At 73.5% G+C, this 17290-nt stretch carries 14 protein-coding genes; 8 read left to right on the top strand and 6 right to left on the bottom strand.

Annotated elements, in window-relative coordinates; all coding sequences use genetic code 11:
* Positions 1 to 8: 8 nt before the first annotated feature.
* The 5 genes from AB0M16_RS13020 to AB0M16_RS13000 all read right to left on the bottom strand — a co-directional run bounded on the left by AB0M16_RS13020 (position 9) and on the right by AB0M16_RS13000 (position 2909).
* Complete coding sequence (locus tag AB0M16_RS13020) at positions 9 to 185, bottom strand: hypothetical protein (RefSeq protein ID WP_365341973.1); 177 nt, start codon at positions 183 to 185, stop codon at positions 9 to 11.
* Between the two features lie 116 nt (positions 186 to 301).
* Positions 302 to 613: a hypothetical protein gene (locus tag AB0M16_RS13015; protein WP_365341971.1), complete on the bottom strand. Its 312-nt coding sequence runs from the start codon at positions 611 to 613 to the stop codon at positions 302 to 304.
* Between the two features lie 24 nt (positions 614 to 637).
* Positions 638 to 1894, bottom strand: a complete 1257-nt coding sequence (locus tag AB0M16_RS13010) for an MFS transporter (protein WP_365341969.1) — start codon at positions 1892 to 1894, stop codon at positions 638 to 640.
* Positions 1891 to 2355 carry a GNAT family N-acetyltransferase gene (locus AB0M16_RS13005; protein ID WP_365341967.1) on the bottom strand — a complete coding sequence of 155 codons (465 nt, stop codon included), beginning with the start codon at positions 2353 to 2355 and terminating at the stop codon, positions 1891 to 1893. Before AB0M16_RS13005 ends, AB0M16_RS13010 begins: the two co-directional genes overlap by 4 nt.
* A gap of 41 nt (positions 2356 to 2396) precedes the next feature.
* On the bottom strand, positions 2397 to 2909 hold the full coding sequence (locus AB0M16_RS13000) for a MarR family transcriptional regulator (RefSeq protein ID WP_365341965.1): 513 nt from the start codon (positions 2907 to 2909) through the stop codon (positions 2397 to 2399).
* Between the two features lie 125 nt (positions 2910 to 3034).
* Here AB0M16_RS13000 and AB0M16_RS12995 point away from each other — a divergent pair, with 125 nt between their 5' ends.
* From AB0M16_RS12995 to fxsT, 4 genes are all read left to right on the top strand, one after another.
* Positions 3035 to 3451 carry an organic hydroperoxide resistance protein gene (locus AB0M16_RS12995; RefSeq protein WP_365341963.1) on the top strand — a complete coding sequence of 139 codons (417 nt, stop codon included), beginning with the start codon at positions 3035 to 3037 and terminating at the stop codon, positions 3449 to 3451.
* A 197-nt stretch (positions 3452 to 3648) separates the two neighbouring features.
* Positions 3649 to 5109, top strand: coding sequence for a hypothetical protein (locus tag AB0M16_RS12990; protein ID WP_365342341.1), 1461 nt, complete (start codon positions 3649 to 3651; stop codon positions 5107 to 5109).
* Positions 5106 to 6266, top strand: coding sequence for a MoxR family ATPase (locus AB0M16_RS12985; RefSeq protein ID WP_365341961.1), 1161 nt, complete (start codon positions 5106 to 5108; stop codon positions 6264 to 6266). Before AB0M16_RS12990 ends, AB0M16_RS12985 begins: the two co-directional genes overlap by 4 nt.
* Positions 6266 to 10699, top strand: a complete 4434-nt coding sequence (gene fxsT / locus AB0M16_RS12980; RefSeq protein ID WP_365341959.1) for an FxSxx-COOH system tetratricopeptide repeat protein — start codon at positions 6266 to 6268, stop codon at positions 10697 to 10699. Before AB0M16_RS12985 ends, fxsT begins: the two co-directional genes overlap by 1 nt.
* 125 nt (positions 10700 to 10824) lie before the next feature.
* Here fxsT and AB0M16_RS12975 read toward each other — a convergent pair whose 3' ends face one another.
* Complete coding sequence (locus tag AB0M16_RS12975; RefSeq protein ID WP_365341957.1) at positions 10825 to 12153, bottom strand: cation:proton antiporter; 1329 nt, start codon at positions 12151 to 12153, stop codon at positions 10825 to 10827.
* A 321-nt stretch (positions 12154 to 12474) separates the two neighbouring features.
* On the opposite strand from AB0M16_RS12975, the gene AB0M16_RS12970 reads away from it, so the two are divergent.
* From AB0M16_RS12970 to AB0M16_RS12955, 4 genes are all read left to right on the top strand, one after another.
* On the top strand, positions 12475 to 13524 hold the full coding sequence (locus AB0M16_RS12970; protein ID WP_365341955.1) for a hypothetical protein: 1050 nt from the start codon (positions 12475 to 12477) through the stop codon (positions 13522 to 13524).
* Positions 13521 to 14648, top strand: a complete 1128-nt coding sequence (locus AB0M16_RS12965; RefSeq protein ID WP_365341953.1) for a caspase family protein — start codon at positions 13521 to 13523, stop codon at positions 14646 to 14648. Before AB0M16_RS12970 ends, AB0M16_RS12965 begins: the two co-directional genes overlap by 4 nt.
* A gap of 290 nt (positions 14649 to 14938) precedes the next feature.
* Positions 14939 to 15097 carry a hypothetical protein gene (locus tag AB0M16_RS12960; protein ID WP_365341951.1) on the top strand — a complete coding sequence of 53 codons (159 nt, stop codon included), beginning with the start codon at positions 14939 to 14941 and terminating at the stop codon, positions 15095 to 15097.
* 21 nt (positions 15098 to 15118) lie between these two features.
* Positions 15119 to 17203, top strand: a complete 2085-nt coding sequence (locus AB0M16_RS12955) for an HEXXH motif-containing putative peptide modification protein (protein ID WP_365341949.1) — start codon at positions 15119 to 15121, stop codon at positions 17201 to 17203.
* Positions 17204 to 17290 lie beyond the last annotated feature (87 nt).

Here is a 17290-nt window from a genome sequence, read left to right as displayed (position 1 = left end):
GGCTCCGGTCAGCCGATGTCGCCGGCGCAGTAGCTGAAGTCCTCGCAGACGACGACCGTGTGGTCCACCACGGTCACCACGTTGGGACCGTCGCCCTCGTCGTAGTACCCGTGGGCGAGGGCGGTGCCCGAGCCCGAGAGGACGACGGCGGCGGCCAGGGCGGCCGAGGCGATGAACTTGCGCATGAAAAACCTCCTGACGAGCGGAGTTGCTCATGCGGAGCCTCTCCGTGGCATAGGCCGTCGGCAAGCGCCCGCGCCCTGGCCCGCCGCCGGGATGACCCGTTCGGCGGGGGCGCCCGTCACTTCACGCCCACCGCCCGGATGATCTCCTGCGTGACGGAGCCACCGCGGTCGTCGCTCGCGCCCGCCCGCAGCGAGACCGGCCCGGCGCCGGCCGGTACCCGCAGCTCGCCGCGCCCCCGGCCGTCGAGCGCGACCTTCGTCCAGGTCACGCCCTCGTCGTAGGACGCCTCCAGCCGGTTCCCGCCGAGGGCGCCGGTGCCGGTCGCGCCCTTCACGTACTCGGCGAAGACCCGCACGGGCACCCGGCCGCCGCCCCGGCGGACCGACCGGCCGCCGCGCCGCTCCAGGGTGCTTCGCCCGGCGGCCATGTGCTGGGGCGGCCAACCGCCATCTCAGGCCGTGGGGTTGTGCGCGTCGTAGCGCCGGAAGCCCTGGCCGTGGAGGGCGAGCAGGCCGATGGCGAGGACGCAGGCGAGGCCGCCGCCGGTGATGGCCACGGCCGGCGAGGTCAGGTCGGCGACGGACCCGGCGAGGAAGTCGCCGAGCCGGGGGCCGCCGGCCACGACCACGATGAAGACGCCCTGCAGCCGGCCGCGCATCTCGTCCGGGGCAGCGACCTGCATCATCGTGTTCCGGAAGATCATGGAGACGGTGTCGGAGTACCCGGCGACGGCGAGCAGCAGCAGCCCGAGCCACAGGTTGCGGGTGAGGCCGAAGGCGGCGATCGCGGTGCCCCAGGCGGCGACGGAGAGCAGGATCGCCTGCCCGTGGTGGCGGATCCGGCCCTGCCAGCCGGACAGCACACCGCCGAGGAGCGCGCCGAACGCCGGCGCGGCGACGAGGAGTCCGGTGGTGCGCGCGTCCCCGCCGTACCAGAGCACGGCGACGGCCGGGAACAGCGCGCGGGGGTGGGCGAGGATCATCGCGCAGAAGTCGGAGAAGAACGTCATGCGCAGATTGGGCCGGGTGGCCAGGAAGCGCAGCCCGTCGAGGACGGAGGCCCTCTTGGCGCCGGTGCGCTCCGGCAGCATCGAGGGCAGCCGCCACATCGCGTAGAGGGAGGCGGAGAAGGCGATCGCGTCGATGAGGTACGCGGCCTGGTAGCCCGCCAGGCCGACGATCACGCCGCCGAGGCCGGGTCCGACGAGCGTGCCGAAGGTCGTGGTCATCGAGTTGAGCGCGTTGGCGGCGCGCAGCTGCTCGGGCGGCAGCAGCCGCGGGATCATCGAGCTGCGGGCGGGCGAGTTGAGCGCGGCGCAGACCGCCTGGAGGGCGACGATCGCGTACAGGAACCAGACCTGGTGGAAGCCGGCGAACGCGGCGGCCGCGAGACCGGCGGAGAGCACGGCCAGACCCGTGGAGCTGGCGAGGCCGAGCTTGCGGCGGTCGACGGTGTCGGCGATGGCGCCGCCGTACAGGCCGAAGACGACGAGCGGGACGAGCGAGAAGAGCCCGACGAGGCCGACGGCGAACGGCGAGCGGGTGATGTCGTAGACCTGCAGCGAGATCGCCAGGGTCGTCATGCCCTGACCGACCCAGGTGACGGTGTTGCCGAACCAGAGGCGGCGGTAGTCGGCGGAGACGCGCAGCGGGGTGAGGTCGGCGAAGACCCTGCGGCTGCCGGGCCCCGCCTCCTGGGTGGCGGTCACGCGGCGTCGGCCGTGCGGGCGAGGTCGTAGCGCAGCTCGGGGCGGGCCCAGAAGATGCGTCCGGCGGGCCGGACGGTCCCGGTGCGGCGGGCGCCGGTGCGCAGGTAGAACTCCTCGGCGGGCGGGTGGGCGACGACCCGTATCGAGTCGAGGCCGGCGGCGCGCCCCTCGGCGATCATGTGCTCGATGAGCATCCGGCCGATGCCGAGGCCCTGGGCCCGGTCGGCGACGAAGGCGAGGTCGAGCTCGGCCTCGTCGAGGAGCAGGGCGTAGAAGCCGAGCACCCGGTCGTCGGCGTCGACGGCGACGTGGACGGGGTGGTGCTCGATGTACGCCCCGCCGACCTGGTAGCCGTCGACCATGACCGCGTACTCGCCCGCGTAGGCGGAGGAGGTCCGGACGAGCTGGGTGAGCCGCTTGGCGTCGGCGGCGGTGGCGCGCCGGAGGGTGATGTCGGGCATGGCCCGAGTATAGGACCGGAGGGCTGAACCGATCCTTACATTTAGATGTCGGGCGCAGGGACCGCGCCGACGCACTGCGCCACGTCGTCCGGGTCGACCGCGTCCAGCCGGGCCGCGAGGGCGTGCAGCCGGTCGCGCAGTTCCTGGATCTCCGCCAGGTCGAGCCCGGTCGCGGCGGCGATCCCGCGCGGCACCCCGAGGGCCTTCTCCCGCAGCGCGGCCCCCTCCTCGGTGACTCGCACGGTGACGGAGCGCTCGTCCTCGGCGCTGCGCCGCCGCTCGACGTGACCGGCCGCCTCCAGGCGCTTGAGCAGCGGCGAGAGGGTGCCGGAATCGAGGTGCAGCCGCTCCCCGATCCCCTTCACGGGGAGCTCGCCCTGTTCCCAGAGGACCAGCATCACCAGGTACTGGGGGTAGGTGAGCCCGAGCTCCTTGAGCGCGCCCCGGTAGACGCCGTTGAAGGCACGGGTGGCGGCGTGCAGGGAGAAGCAGATCTGGTTGTCGAGCCGGAGGAAGTCCTCGCCGGCGGGTCGGTCGGTGGTGGGTCGGTCCATGGGGTCCAGGGTACGGGAGACGTGCATCACACGCCATTAAGTTGTGCGCAACTTAATGGCACGCTAATAATTGCGGAGGCAGCACGACACACCCCCTCACTGAGGGGCCGAGGAGAGGACTCCCCATGGACGCGATCTACACCGCAGTCGCCACCGCCAACGGCCGAGAGGGCCGCGCCGTCAGCTCCGACGGCCACCTCGACCTCCCCCTCGCCCACCCCGTGGCCCTCGGCGGCAACGGCCAGGGCACCAACCCCGAGCAGCTCTTCGCCGCCGGCTACGCGGCCTGCTTCGCCAGCGCCATGGGCGTCGTGGCCCGCCAGGAGAAGATCGACATCTCCGAGGCCTCCGTCACCGCCGAGGTCTCCATCGGCAAGGACCCCGCCGACGGCGGCTTCGGCCTGGCCGTCATCATGCGCGCCGAGTTCCCCGACCACCTGCAGGGCGAGGCCGGCACCGCCCTCCTGGAGAAGACCCACGCCTTCTGCCCGTACTCGAAGGCCACCCGGGGCAACATCACGGTGGAGCTCGTCGTCGAGTAGCCGGAAGCGAAGCAACCCGGCACTCGGGGTGGCGAAGCGTCAGGCCCGGGCCATACCCTGGGGGGTGGGCGAACGGCGCCCGGACTGACCGTCTCCTTAAGAGGAGTTGGGGCATCGGAGCCGTGACGGGGGGGCTTTTGTTCGATGAGGGCCACGGCGCTTACGCACCGGAATTCGAGCGTGAGCTGGTGGATCAGATGTGCGCGGTGACAGGGCTCGACGCCCCCGGCGGGCGCGATCTGCTCATCAGCATGCTCACGGAACGGTTACCCGAACTGGGCAACGTCCAACGGCACGGCCGGACGCGCCTGGAGGTCCTGGAGATCGTCCGCGCCTGCCTGCGCGAACCGCGCGGACTGCGCGAGCTGCTCGACACCCTGAACGTCTACGACCCCGGGTCCACCCCCGTCCTGCGGATCCGGGAGCTCGTCACCACCGCGCCCCCGCTGCTCGAGGTCCTGCCCGAAGCGGCGGCACGGGACGTACGCGCCCTGCTCGCCCAGGTCCGCCACCTCGACGCCCACGGAACGCTCTACGCGGCGGCCGGCGACGTCACCCTCCCGCCCCGCCCCGTCTCCACCCTGGGCGAGGCCTTCGACTTCCTCAGCCGGGTCAACGCCCGCCCCGACGGTCTGCTCCCGGTGATGGTCCTGGTCGAGCACGTGGCCACGGCGCTCGACGGATCCGACGCCCACCGGCAGACCGCCACGGGCCTGCGCGAATGGAACAACGCCCAGGCCGCCGGTCTCTCCCTGACGACGCAGCTGAAGGCCCTGCGCGCGGACGTCGCCCGCGGCCCGGCGGCACAACCAGCGCCCGCCTGCCTCGTTGTCCAGTTGTGCAGACACGGAATGGATCCGGACCGGTACCTGCTCTCCCACTGGCGCCAGATCCGACCGGGCCCCTGGCGGCCGGAGCGCGGAGAGGACCGGCTCGTGTCCTTGCGCGAGGTCGGCTCCGTGGTGGAACAGCTGGTCGACCAGGCGGAGCAGGACTGGGCCGGGCGTCCCGGCAGGCCGGTGATGGAGTTCGTCCTCCCCGTGCACCTGCTGAACCACCCGATGGAGTGGCTGCCGGTGGCCTCCGACTCGCCCGTCTCGACCGCCCTCTGCCTGAGCTACCCGGTGGTGCTGCGCAGCCTGGAACGCATGCGCAAACCGCAGCTCCACCGACGGTGGCACAACCGCTGGCAGCAGCTCCTGGACAGCTCCGACACCGTCTGCCACTGGGACACGGCCGGCAGCCGCGGTCACGACCCCAGCCAGTGGGCCAGCACGCTCGCCACCGACGAACGCCTGGTCTCCGTCGCCCTCAACGCTCCCCCGCTGCCGGACTCCGGCGGCAGCCGGGCCTCGCTGGAATCGGCCCTGTTCGCCGGGGTACCGATGGCCGTGTGGGACCGCCGCCCGGCGGCGCCCGCCGACTTCCGCAAGCGCGCCAGGAAGCTGTTGAAGGGCAGGGCGATCGAACTTCCGCAGCGCGTCCAGCAGTTACGGCACGAGGCGGCCACCGCCGCCGCGGCACAACGGGACGTCCACGTGGGACGGCACGTCGCGGTTCTCTTCGACGACCCGAACCGCCTCGTCGACTGGTCCGGCTCGCCAGGGGTGGACGCCTGGAACGCGCGCGGCGGACACGACGAAGAGGGGGAATCATGAACGGTGTCCCACACCCGGTCCACGGCGACCGGAACGGAGGCCCCGTCACCAGCCGCAGCTGGTGGATCTACCGAGGCACCGGACAGCCGTTGAGGGACATCCGCCTCGGCGACATCCTGCCGTCGCCCCCCGGCTGGCGGGACTTCGACGGCGGTCCCGTGCTGCCGCCCGTACCGGCCGAGAGCGCCGAGACCGACCGCCGGCTCGGCGCCGTCGGCCGCGCGACCCCCCGGCAGGACCCGCACGACATCGACCTGATCAACACGGCCCTGCTGCTCCGCAGGCCCCTGCTGGTCACCGGCCGGCCCGGCATCGGCAAGTCCACCCTCGCCTACCTCGTGGCCCGCGAGCTGGGCCTGGGCCGCGTCCTCCACTGGGGCATCACGTCGCGCAGCACCCTGCGCTCCGGCCTGTACGAGTACGACGCCATCGGCCGCGCCCAGGCCTCCCTGGGGCGGATCCGGACCGGCGCCCCGGTCACGGGCGCCCCCGTGCCGGCCCAGGCGTCCGGCTCCCCGGACGACGCGTCCCAGCCGCTCCCGCACGTCAGCGGCGATACGGACGACGGCGGAAGCGCCGCGAGGATCGGGGACTTCGTGCGGCTCGGCCCGCTGGGGACCGCGCTCCTGCCCTACGCGCTCCCCCGCGTCCTGCTCATCGACGAGCTGGACAAGAGCGACATCGACCTGCCGAACGACCTCCTGCACGTCCTGGAGAACGGCTCCTACGACATCCCCGAGCTGGTCCGCGCCCGCCACCACGAGGGCCGCGCCCAGGTGTTCACCGACGACCCGGACGGCACGGTCACGGTGACCGACGGGCGGGTGCGGTGCCGGGCGTTCCCGTTCATCGTGATCACCAGCAACGGGGAGCGGCAGTTCCCTCCGGCCTTCCTCCGCCGCTGCGTCCGGCTGAACGTCTCCCCTCCGCGCGAGGACCAGCTCGCCGCCATGATCGCCGCCCACTTCCGCGACCAGGGCGGCCGGCACGACGCCATGATCAAGGCGTTCATGGAGCGCAGCAAGGAGCACGGCGGGCTGGCCACGGACCAGCTGCTGAACGCGATCTTCCTCCGGACGGCGGGCGTGCGGGAGGACGACGAGGCCTGGAGCGAGCTTCTGGACGCCCTCTGGCGTCAACTCTCGGGAGCACCCTGATGGATGACGACGCCCGTTCGCTTCCGGAGGCCTTCGAAGTCGCGGAGGCGCTGTGGCTGCACGCGTACCAGACGCTCGCCGCCCGGCTTCCCCCCTCCACCGAGCCGCCGCGGCCCCGGCCGGTGACCCTGCCCGATCTCCCCGGGCCGCCCGAGAACGGCGAACGGCCGCCGCGGAACGGAACCCCGGACGGCACGCCGCCGGGGCCCGGGCCCGAGGGTCCGGACGGGGTGCCCGGCGGCGTCCGGCCCGAGCCCCCTGCGCGGGGCGACTCGGACCCGCCCCCGCCCCGAAGACCGTCGACGTCCGCCTTCCACCTCGTACAGGAGTTCCGGGACGTGCACGTCCGGGCCGAGCCGCTGCCGGACCTGCGCGACGCGCGGGACATCAGCCGTCGGCTGCGCCCGCTGAAACAGGTGGTCCCCTCCAGGACCGACGTCGAGCTGGACGAGGAGGCCACGGCCGAGCACGCCGCCGAGGCCGGCCTGTGGATGCCCCGGATCCGGTCGGCGGACGAGCGGCGCTTCGACCTGGTGCTCGTCGTGGACGACCACGCGACCATGGCGATCTGGGAGCAGACGATCGCCGAGTTCACCGCCGTGGCCGAGCAGCTGGGGGCCTTCCGTGACGTACGCGTCCGGCGCCTCGGCCTGCGCGGGACCGCCGGGAGCGAGGAGGCCGTGCTGCACAGCCCGTACGGGGACGACGCCGTCGGTGTCCCCGCCGAGCTGGCGGACCGGACCGGCCGGCGCATCATCCTCGTCCTGACCGACGCCCTGGGACCGCTGTGGTCGACCGGGGCGGGCCTGGCGGCCCTGGAGGTCTGGGCGACGGCCGGGCCGACGGCGATGGTGCACCTGCTCTCCCAGCGGGACTGGCACCGCACCGCGCTGACGCCCTGGCGGGTGCGGCTGCGCAGCCCGCGCGCCGGAGCCCGCAACAGCGAACTGTCGGTGTCCTTCCCGCCGGAGGAGCGCGACCCGTTCGACCCACCGCCGGACACCTGGCGGGTGGCCGTCCCGGTACTGGAGCTCACCGCCGAGTGGCTGGGCCGCTGGGCCTCCATGGTGGCCGGCGAGGACTCCGGGCGGCTCGACGCCACCGTCCTGCTCCTCGGCGCACCCGAGCGCGCCGAGCCGGAGGTCGCCGAGCCGCCGCCCCCGCCGGTGCCGTCGGTCCAGGAGCGCCTCCGCCGGTTCCGCAGCCACGCCACCCCCACCGCGTTCCGGCTCGCCACCCATCTGGCCGCCGCGATCCTGGAGCCCGACCTGGTGCGGGACGTGCGGCGCGCCCTCGTGCCGGAGGCGCGGCCGGTCCATGTGGCCGAGCTGTTCCTGAGCGGACTGGTCCAGGAGGCCCCGCCCGAGGAACCGTCGGCCTCCGTCACCCAGGCGGCCCCGCTCGACTTCGTCGACGGGGCGCGCGAGGCGCTGCTGGCCGGCGCGATGCGGGCGGACACCGCGCGGGTGGCGCGCTCGGTGTCCGACTTCTACGGCGCCCGCTCCGAGGCCGCGCGGGGGCTGCACGGCGCCCTGCTCGCCCCGGAGGAGGCACCCGACCCGCCCCTGACGGCGGAGAGCCTCCCCTTCGTGCGCGTCGAACTGGCGATCCTCCGTGCCCTGTCCGGGCCGTACCTGCTCCGGGCCCACCGGATCAGCGCCGCCCTGGCGGGGAGTTCGCCGGGAGGGTCGGTCGCACCGAACACCCCGGCTTTGGTCCACCATATCCGCAATACACCAGAAAATTCCGACACGGGCGGCCTTGCGATGACCGACAGCACTGCCAGTCAGCACCAGCGCGAAGAGGGAGGGACCTTGAACGGGACCCGGATCCAGTCGATTCCGGCCCCGAGTCCCGACGGGCAGTCCAGTGCCCACCCGACCCCGCCAACCGGCACGCCGGTCCCGGGCCCTGCCGTGCCGCAGCCACCCCGGCCGCACAACGCCGTGCCCTCCGTCTGGGGCAACGTCCCCCCGAACAACCCCAACTTCGTGGGCCGGGAGGAACTCCTCGCGCAGGTCCGCGAGCAGCTGCTGACCGGCGACACCTCGGCGGTGCTGCCCCACACGCTGCACGGCATGGGCGGCGTCGGAAAATCGCAGATCGCCATCGAGTACGTCTACCGGTACGCGTCCGACTACGACATCGTCTGGTGGATCCCGTCCGAGCAGCCGACGATGATCCTCACCGCGCTCACCGAACTCGCCCAGCGCATGGGCCTGAACGTGAGCGCCGAGGCCAACCGGGCCGTGCCCGCCGTCCGCGAGGCGCTGCGCCGGGGAGAGCCCTACAGCAGGTGGCTCCTGGTGTTCGACAACGCCGAGAACGTGGAGGCCGTACGCCCCTACTTCCCCACCGGCGGCACCGGGAAGATCCTCATCACCTCCCGGAACCAGGAGTGGGACCGGGTGGCCAGGACGCTGTCCGTGGACGTCTTCACCCGCGAGGAGAGCAAGGCGCTGCTCCGCCGGCGCGCCCGCGACCTGAGCGACGAGGACGCCGACAAGCTCGCCGAGGCCCTGGGCGACCTGCCGCTCGCCATCGAGCAGGCGGCGGCCTGGCAGGCCGTGACCGGGATGGCCGTACCCGACTACCTGCGGCTGATCAACGAGAAGATCGCGGAACTGATGCTCGAACTCGTTCCGTCGCCCGACTACCCCATGTCGGTGGCAGCCGCCTGGGACGTCTCGCTGCGCCAGCTCGAACAGCGCAACCCCGCGGCCCTCCAACTCCTGCAGGTCTGCTCCTTCTTCGCCCCCGAGCCGATCTCGCGCTCCCTGTTCAACAACTCGCGGAGCACCACGATCGCCCCCGAGCTGGACGACGCCCTGCGGACCCCGATCAAGCTCGGCCGGGCCATCCGCGAGATCAACGTCTACGCCCTGGCGCGGATCGAGCACCGGCACGACACCATCCAGCTGCACCGCCTGGTCCAGGCCGTGCTGGTCAACCGCATGTCCCCGCAACAGCAGGCGGACATGCGGCACGGCGCGCACCTGCTGCTCGCCGACGCCAACCCCAACAGCCCCGGCTCGCGCGAGCTCTGGCCCCGCTACCAGTCGCTGCTCCCGCACGTCGTGATGTCACGGGCCGTGGAGTGCGAGTCCCCCTGGGTGCGCGGCCTGATCCGCGGCATGGTCGAGTTCCTCTTCGTCTGGGGAGACCACGCGGGCTCGGCGAAGATGGCCCGCGAGGCGCTGGAGATCTGGACCGAGAAGTTCGGCGAGGAGGACCAGCAGACGCTGGAGATGGCGAAGTGGCTCGCCTTCATGCTGCGCACGCTCGGCGAGTACCAGGAAGCGGCCGCCATGATGCAGCGCACCGCGGACACGTACCTGCGGACCGCGGGCGAGGACGACGAGGGCACCCTCGACGCCCTCATCCAGCTGTGCAGCGGTCTGCGGCTGCGCGCCGAGATGGCCCGGGGCCTGGAGATCAACCGGTCGGTGTACGAGCGCTCCCTGCGGGCCTTCGGCGAGGACGACCCGGCCGCCCTCCGCGCCGCCCACAGCCTGGGCGTCGGCCTGCGCCTGATGGGGCTCTACCGGGAGGCGCGCACGTACGACACGGAGACGGCCCGGCTGCGCGCGCTCAACCTGGGCGAGAACCACTTCGACACCCTGAACACCCTCAGCGGCCTGTCCATCGACATCCGCGAGACCGGCGACTACCTGGAGGGCGCCGCCCACCAGGAGGACGTCTACGCCCGCTACCTCCTCCACTTCGGCGAGGACACCCCGGCCAGCCTCGGCTGCGCCCGCGTCCTCGCGGTGTGCCGCCGCCGCGCCGGCGACCACGCCGGGGCGCTGGAGCTCGGCGAGGCCGTGTGGACGAAGTTCGTGAACCGTTTCGGTCCGGACCACCCCGACGCCGTCGCCTGCGCGGCCAACCTGGTCGTGGACCTGCGGCAGGACGGGCAGCTTCGGCGCTCCCGCGAACTCGGCGAGGCGACCGTCGCGCGGTACGCGGCGAAGCTCGGCGACACCCACCCGTACACGCTGTCGGCCCGCGTCAACCTGGCCATCACCCTGCGCCACCTGGACGACCTCGTCGCCGCCGGGGAGCACATGGCGGCGGCGCTGCCCGGGCTGCGCGAGAACCTGGGCGAGGCGCACATCCTCACCCTGACCGCGGCCCTCGGCACCGCCACCCAGTACGCCGCCGAGGGGCGGCACGCGGAGGCCCTGGAACTGGACGAGCGGACCCTGGAGATCCTGACCCGGGACCACGGCGAGGACCACCCGACCACACTGGCCTGCGCCAACAACAAGGTCCTCGACCTGCGCGCGCTGGACCGCGACACCGAGGCCACGGCGCTGCACATCGACACCTTGGCGCGCTTCCGTCGCCGGCTCGGCGAGGGGCACCCCGCGACGGTGGCCTCCGCGAGCGGACGGCGGGCCGACGTCGACATCGCACCCGTACCGTTCTAGACCGGAGATCCTCCGGGAGCGCCGAAGCGGGAACGCCGAAGCCGGCCGGGTCCAGAGGGGCCCGGCCGGCTTCGGCGTATCCGTCTCTCGATTCTCGTCTCTCGTCTCTCGTCGGGGCGGGGGCCCTACGGGCTCGGGGCCGTCTCTGCGCCTGCGGAGGGCACCGGCGCGGGTTCCTTCCCGGCCCGGACGCCGGCGGGCGGGGCGTCTGCGGGCAGGTCCGGCAGCGCGTCGGCCGGCCGGCGCAGCAGTCGGATCAGCGGCCCGGTGGCGGCCGTGGTCAGCAGTGCCATCACCACCAGCAGGGCGTAGAGCCGGGGGCCGATGATCCCTGCCTGCAGTCCGACGTTGAGCACGATGAGTTCGGTCAGACCGCGGGTGTTGAGCAGGACGCCGATCAGCAGCGAGTCGCGCCAGGGCTGGCGGGCGCCGCGGGCCGAGAGCGTGCCGGCAGCCACCTTGCTCACCACCGCCGCGACGCATATCACCGCCAGGATCAGCAGGTCGGAGGCGTGCAGCCCACCGAGGACGACGGCCATTCCGGAGATCGCGAAGAACATCGGGAGCAGCAGCCCGCCGACGTCCAGCAGCGGTCGCAGCAGGCGGGGGTCCGGTGCGCCGTCGGGGAGGCGGGGCAGGATCACCCCGGCGAGCAGCGCGCCGAAGATGACGTGCAGCCCGAGCGCGTTCGTGGCCCAGGCCGAGGCCAGGGCCAGGGTGACGGCCAGGGGGACCTGGTGGGTCGCCGTGGCGCCCGGCCGGCGCATCCACCGGACCAGCAGGGGCCGTACCGCGAAGAGCATCAGCAGCACGTACAGCACGAGCAGGGCCGCCTTGACCGCCCAGGTCCGCGCCGAGGCGTGTGCGCCGCCGACCAGCACGACGGCGAGGACCGGCCAGCTCAGCGCGTCGATGACACCGGCGGAGGCCATCGCTATCGTGCCCGGTCTGCTGTTGGCCAGCCCTCGGTCCTTGATGATGCTGGCCAGGACGGGAACCGCGGTGATGGAAAGGGCGACGGCCATATAGAGGACGAAAGTGGCGTCCGTCGGCCGCCCCTCGTTCACCGAGGCGAATCCTCCGGGAAAGAGCAGGACGATACCGGCGCCCATCAGCATGGGAATGGCGAAACCGCTGACGGAGACGGCGGTCACGGCACTCTGATGACGCAGGAGCCGCAGGTCGAGTTCATATCCGACGGCGAAGAGGAAGAACACCAGGGCCACCTGCGCCAGCGCCGTCAGAATGGGCTGGATCTCCTTCGGGAAGAGCGTCTCGTGCACCTGCCCGGGCAGCATGCCCAGCAGACTGGGCCCGAGCGCGATGCCCGCGAACAGCTGGCCGATGACTGCCGGTTGGCCGAGTTTGCGGGCCAACCCGCCGAGGGCGTGCGAGGCCGCGATCACCACGGCGAGAGCGGCGACGACGTGCGTGATGACGGAGTCCGTGCTCACCGGCATTCCCCTTCCGGCAAGTGCCGCCCGATGAGGCACAGCCCCTACAGAGTGTAGCTGTCCGCCCGCTAACTGGCCTATCGTGGAAGCCGTTTGGCGTATGCCGACACGGACGGGGGGTCAGCTGTGACAACAGTGCTGTTCGTACACGGCACGGGGGTGCGCGAGCCGGGATTCACCGAATCGGTGGAACGGGTACGGGACGGATTGCGTCCCTTACGGCCCGAAGTCGTCGTCACTCCCTGCTATTGGGGGGGAAGCGCCGGATCGGCGCTGCATTCGAACGGTATTTCCGTACCGGGATACGGGACCGGGCGCGGAGTGCCGGGGACGGGGAGCGCGGGGGCCGCGGAGGCGGACGGCTTCCCGGGCGCGCCGAACGGCGAGCTCGACGAGGACGTCGAGCTCTGGGGTCTCCTCTACCTCGATCCCCTGCTCGAACTCCGCTTCGTCTCGTCGGAGTCCGCCCGCGAGGAGCTGGCGCCGGGTGCGCGCCCACCGGGTGAGGCCCTCGCGTCGGCCGCCCTGTCCCTCTCCGGGGACGCCCCGCTGCGCGGACTCCTCGACGCCGCCGGGATCGGTGACGAGTTCGCCGCCGCCGTGGCGGCCGTCCTCACCGCTCCCGACTGCCGCCGGTTCCTGCGCACCGCCGCCGCGGACACCGCGGCGAGCCTCCTGGCGCGGGCGTTCGTGGCCGAGGCGACACGCCGCCGGACCGAGCGGAACGGCTCGGCTCCGGCCTTCGACGGCACCGCGCGCGACGGGGCGGTGACCCGGATCGTCGCCCTGCTCGGCGGGGATCCGTCCGACGGGACCGGCACGCACCGCGGCCCGGTGACCCGGCGGATCAAGCGGCTGACCGGGCGGCTGGCGCTCGGCCTGGCCTCCGCCCAGGCGGTGAAGCGGCGTTCGGCGCTCACCGACGCGGCGCATCCGGCGGCCGGTGACGTGCTGCTCTACCTGTCCCGGGGCGCCGCGATCCGCGAGACGGTCGCGGCGGCCGTGCGGGCCGCCGAGCCGCCCGTCGTCCTGCTGGCGCACAGCCTCGGCGGCATCGCCTCGCTCGACCTGCTGGTGCTGCGCGAGCTGCCGGAGGTCGAGCTGCTGGTCACCGTCGGCTCGCAGGCGCCGTTCCTCTACGAGCTGGGGGCGCTGCCCAGCCTGGAACACGGCAGCCCGCTGCCCCCGCACGTACCGCGCTGGCTCAACGTGTACGACCGGCGGGACCTGCTCAGTTACGTCGGCGCCGGGATCTTCCCCGGGCGGGTCGACGACGTCGCCGTGGACAGCCGCCAGCCGTTCCCGCTCTCCCACAGCGCCTACTGGAGCAACCCGGAGCTGTACCGCCTCCTCGCGGCGGAGCTGCCGTGACCGGGGCCCGCCCGGACCGGACGTACGCCCTCGTCGTCGGTACGGAGCGCTATGCGGCGGGCCCGTCCTGGGACCTGCCCGGCCCGGCCGCGGACGCCCGCCGCTTCACCGCCTGGCTGCGCGGGCGCGGGGTGCCCGCGGCCCACATCTCGCTGCTGCTCGCTCCGCTGCCCGGCGCGGGCGGGCCGGAGGTCGACGTCCCCGCGGGCACGGCCGGGCGCGAGGCCGTGCAGGAGGTGCTGACGCGCCGGCTTCCGGCCCTCGAGGGCGATCTCCTCTGGGTGTTCTGGGGCGGCCACGGCGTCACCGACCCGCAGGGGCACCGCCGGCTCTTCTACGCCGACGCCGGCCCGGACGACCGGCGGAACCTGGACCTGGACGCCTGGCTGACCGCCTTCACCACCGACCTCGTGCCCGGCTTCCGGCGCCAGGTCTGGCTGGTGGACTCCTGCCAGACCTTCGTCGAGGACCTCGGCTTCACGCGCTCCCTGCCGGCCGAGCTCCCGCCGGGCGGGGACCGCCTGCCGGGCCGGGAGCAGTTCGTCCTGCTGGCCTCGGGGCCGGGGCAGCGGGCGGCCAACGACCCCGTACGGCAGACCGGCGCGTTCTCCCTGGCCGTCCTCGAGGCGCTGGCGGCGGCGGACGGCGGGGCGTGGCCGCCCGACATGAGCGGGATCGCCGACGCCGTCGTCGGCGGGTTCACCGAAGGGGCGCAGCGGCCCACCTCCCTCTACAGCCGGACCTGGGCGGGCGACGAGCGCAGGCTCGACTTCCCTGCCGCCAGCTCCGCCTCCGCCGTACGGCGCCTCGAGGAGCCGGTGTCGGACACAGGGCTGACCGAACTCATCACCCTGCTGGCCGGCTGGCCGAGCATGACGGACCGGGACCATCGGCAACTCGTCCTCGGCATGCTGCCCGCCGCCCTGGCGGGTGCCGTCCCCCGGCTGCAGGCGGCGCGGCCCGACATCATCAGCATCGTGCGCACCTGCCGTCGCCACCCGGGAGGCCTGGCCGCTCTCGTCGAGGCGATCGCCCTGCTCGAACCGGGCTCTCTGGAGCAGGGCGAGTTGGAGAAATGGGCCGCGCGCTGGCTGAGGACGGAACCAGGGGGCGCAACCGCCTGATCACGCCCTTTCGGAACCCCTGAGCCTGCGCCATCATGAAAGGCCAACGGGGTTCAGGGCATGGCAGGGGGATGTCGATGCACACGTCCGACAGCTCAACGGGACACGGGTACACGGGTCCCGCGTACGGGGAGTCCGAGTACGCGGGATCGGACCACGCGGGGTCCGCGTACAGGGGATCCCCTCAGGTCGGATCCGCGTACCCGGGACCCGACGGCACGGGGCCCGAGTACAGGGGATCCGAACCGGTCGATCCCAGCTCGGGGTCCGCGTACCCGGGGCCCGCGTACATGGGATCCGAACTGGTCGATCTCAGCGACGTCCCGCTGTCCGTCATCCGGTCGCAGAGCCCGCGGCTGCATGCCCAGTCGCTGGAGCTGCTGCTCCGTCAGGTCGAGCGTCCCCGGGTCAACTTCGCCGGCGACAGTTCGCCCGGGCGGGCCGACTGACGGCTCTCCGGGAGGAGATCCGTGCAGACCGACGGACGTCACGAGCCCGCCCGTACCGTGCACCATCTCATTCCCACGGCGCACTTCGACGCCCTGGCCGCGGGCCGGGGCGGTCCCGACACGATCCGCTTCCTGCGGACCACCGAGTACAGCAGGCGGCTCCTGCTGCTGCGGGCGCTGCTCGACGAGATCGCCGAGACGCCGGCCGCGCTGGGGCCGCTGCCGTCCGTGGACAGCGCGTGGGACACGCTGACCACGGCACAGGAGCGCGCCCCGGAGGCGTTCCGTGAGCTGCTGCTGCATCCGCAGACCGGCGTCTGGCTGGGGCACGGTCTGCGGCGGCTGCGCCACACGGGCTGGGGTGACGGACCGCTCTGGACCGACCTCGGCCACCTGTTCGCGGTGTGCGCCGTCGCCGCGCTGCGTGCCGGCGTGCCGCTGCGCACGACCGTGCCGCTGCGCGACGGCGCCGCGATGTTCCCCGCCCTCGGGCTCGCCCGGCTGCCGGGACGGCCTCGCTGGGGTACGGCGGACGTGGTGGTCGAGGCGGGCCGGCTGCGGGTCGACCCGTACGGCGCTCGCGTGGGCCCGGCCGGGCCGCTCGCCCCGCTCGCCGGTGACCCGCCGGGCTGGCAGGGCGTGCGGCGGCTGCACGCGTACGCGGCCGGGCGTCCGTTGGACGTCTGGCTGGACGACGTCGATCCGTTCCGGGACCTCAGCGAGCCGCTGCCGCCGGAACGCCTCGGTACGGGCGAGATCGCCCGCTGGCAGGACCGGTTCGGCCGGGCGCTCGCGCTGCTGGAGGACATCGACCCCGAGACGGCGGCGGCCCTTGCGGAGGGCCTGCGCAGCATGACGGCCGTGCAGCCGTCGGCGAGCGGGGCGGTGCTCAGCGCCTCTTCCGGCGACGCCTTCGGCGGCATGCTGACCTCACTGCCGCCGGACCCGGTCACGATGGCCGTCACGCTGGTCCACGAGTTCCAGCACACCAAGCTGGGCGCACTGCTCCACCTGCTGACGCTGGAGGGCGACGGCGGGGCGGAGCGGCACCACGCCCCCTGGCGGGACGACCCCCGCCCACTGAGCGGACTGCTCCAGGGCGCGTACGCGTTCCTGGGCATCACCGAGTTCTGGTCCCGCTACCTGGACCGGGCGCCGCGGGCCGAACGGGCGTCGGCCGAGTTCGAGTTCGCCCTCCGGTGGCGGCAGACGCGGGAGGCGGTCGACGTCCTGGCGGGAGATCCGGCGCTGACCGGCCACGGGCGCCGCTTCCTCCAGGGGATGGCCGCGCGGCTGTCCTCCTTGACGGCCGAGGACCGGGTCGGGCCGGGCATCGACGCCCTGGCCGAGTTCGCCGCCACCGACCACCGCACCGAGTGGCGGGTGCGGCACCTGGTCCCCGCCCCGGACGACGTACGGGCGCTGGCCAGGGCCTTCGTGAGCGGGGCCGCGGCCGACTGCCCCGTCGCCGGGTCCTCGGTCGTCCCCGACCCCACCCGCTGGTCCCACGCCCGTACCGGCCTGATCCAGCGGTTACTCGGTTCGGGCTCCGCGGCCGACCGGCCCGGACCGGCGGTCGGCAGAGGCGGCCCCGCGACCGACCGACCAATACCGCCCACCACCGCGAACCCCGTCGGCGACAGGCCCGAACCGCCCACCACCACGAGCCCCGCCGACGACAGGCCCGAACCGCCCACCACCAGGAGCCCCGCCGGAGGCCGGCCACGGCTCCTCGACGCCGCCGGCCCCCCGGGCGATCGCCCCGATCCGTCCACGGGCACCCGACGCGGGCCCTCCGAGGCCGACCGCGCCCTCGTCACCGGGGACCCGACCGCACCGGACGCCTACGCCCGCCTCCTGGGCTGCGACCCCGAAGCCCCGGACCTGTGGGCCGGACTCGTCCTCGCCCTCGCGGCCACCGACCCCGCCGCCCGCCCGCTGCTCCGCCGCCCTGAGCTCCTGCGGGCCGTCCACCGCGAACTCCGCGCCATCGGCACGTCGGCGGACCCACGCCGGGTGGCCCGCTGGCTGGCCGACGGAACGGCGAGCTGGACGGGTGGCGGGACGGTCGCCGGAACGGGCGGCGGGACGGGCGGCACCGCCTGAGGGAGCGGCGGTCGAACCCCCACCCGCCCCCAATACGTCGGAATTTGAGCGACTTTGTTCGGCACCGGGGATTCGTCTGGCGTACGA

It is taken from the genome of Streptomyces sp. NPDC051921 (assembly GCF_040680975.1).
In the GTDB taxonomy this organism is placed as follows: domain Bacteria; phylum Actinomycetota; class Actinomycetes; order Streptomycetales; family Streptomycetaceae; genus Streptomyces.
The sequence above is the reverse complement of the archived record's forward strand: the minus strand, read 5'-3'. Positions and strand labels throughout refer to the sequence as shown.

Coding starts and splice junctions, on each gene's coding strand:
- AB0M16_RS13020 (WP_365341973.1), bottom strand. CDS start 185: ATGCGCAAGTTCATCGCCTCGGCCGCCCTGGCCGCCGCCGTCGTCCTC.
- AB0M16_RS13015 (WP_365341971.1), bottom strand. CDS start 613: ATGGCCGCCGGGCGAAGCACCCTGGAGCGGCGCGGCGGCCGGTCGGTC.
- AB0M16_RS13005 (WP_365341967.1), bottom strand. CDS start 2,355: ATGCCCGACATCACCCTCCGGCGCGCCACCGCCGCCGACGCCAAGCGG.
- AB0M16_RS13000 (WP_365341965.1), bottom strand. CDS start 2,909: ATGGACCGACCCACCACCGACCGACCCGCCGGCGAGGACTTCCTCCGG.
- AB0M16_RS12995 (WP_365341963.1), top strand. CDS start 3,035: ATGGACGCGATCTACACCGCAGTCGCCACCGCCAACGGCCGAGAGGGC.
- AB0M16_RS12990 (WP_365342341.1), top strand. CDS start 3,649: ATGTGCGCGGTGACAGGGCTCGACGCCCCCGGCGGGCGCGATCTGCTC.
- AB0M16_RS12985 (WP_365341961.1), top strand. CDS start 5,106: ATGAACGGTGTCCCACACCCGGTCCACGGCGACCGGAACGGAGGCCCC.
- fxsT (WP_365341959.1), top strand. CDS start 6,266: ATGGATGACGACGCCCGTTCGCTTCCGGAGGCCTTCGAAGTCGCGGAG.
- AB0M16_RS12960 (WP_365341951.1), top strand. CDS start 14,939: ATGGGATCCGAACTGGTCGATCTCAGCGACGTCCCGCTGTCCGTCATC.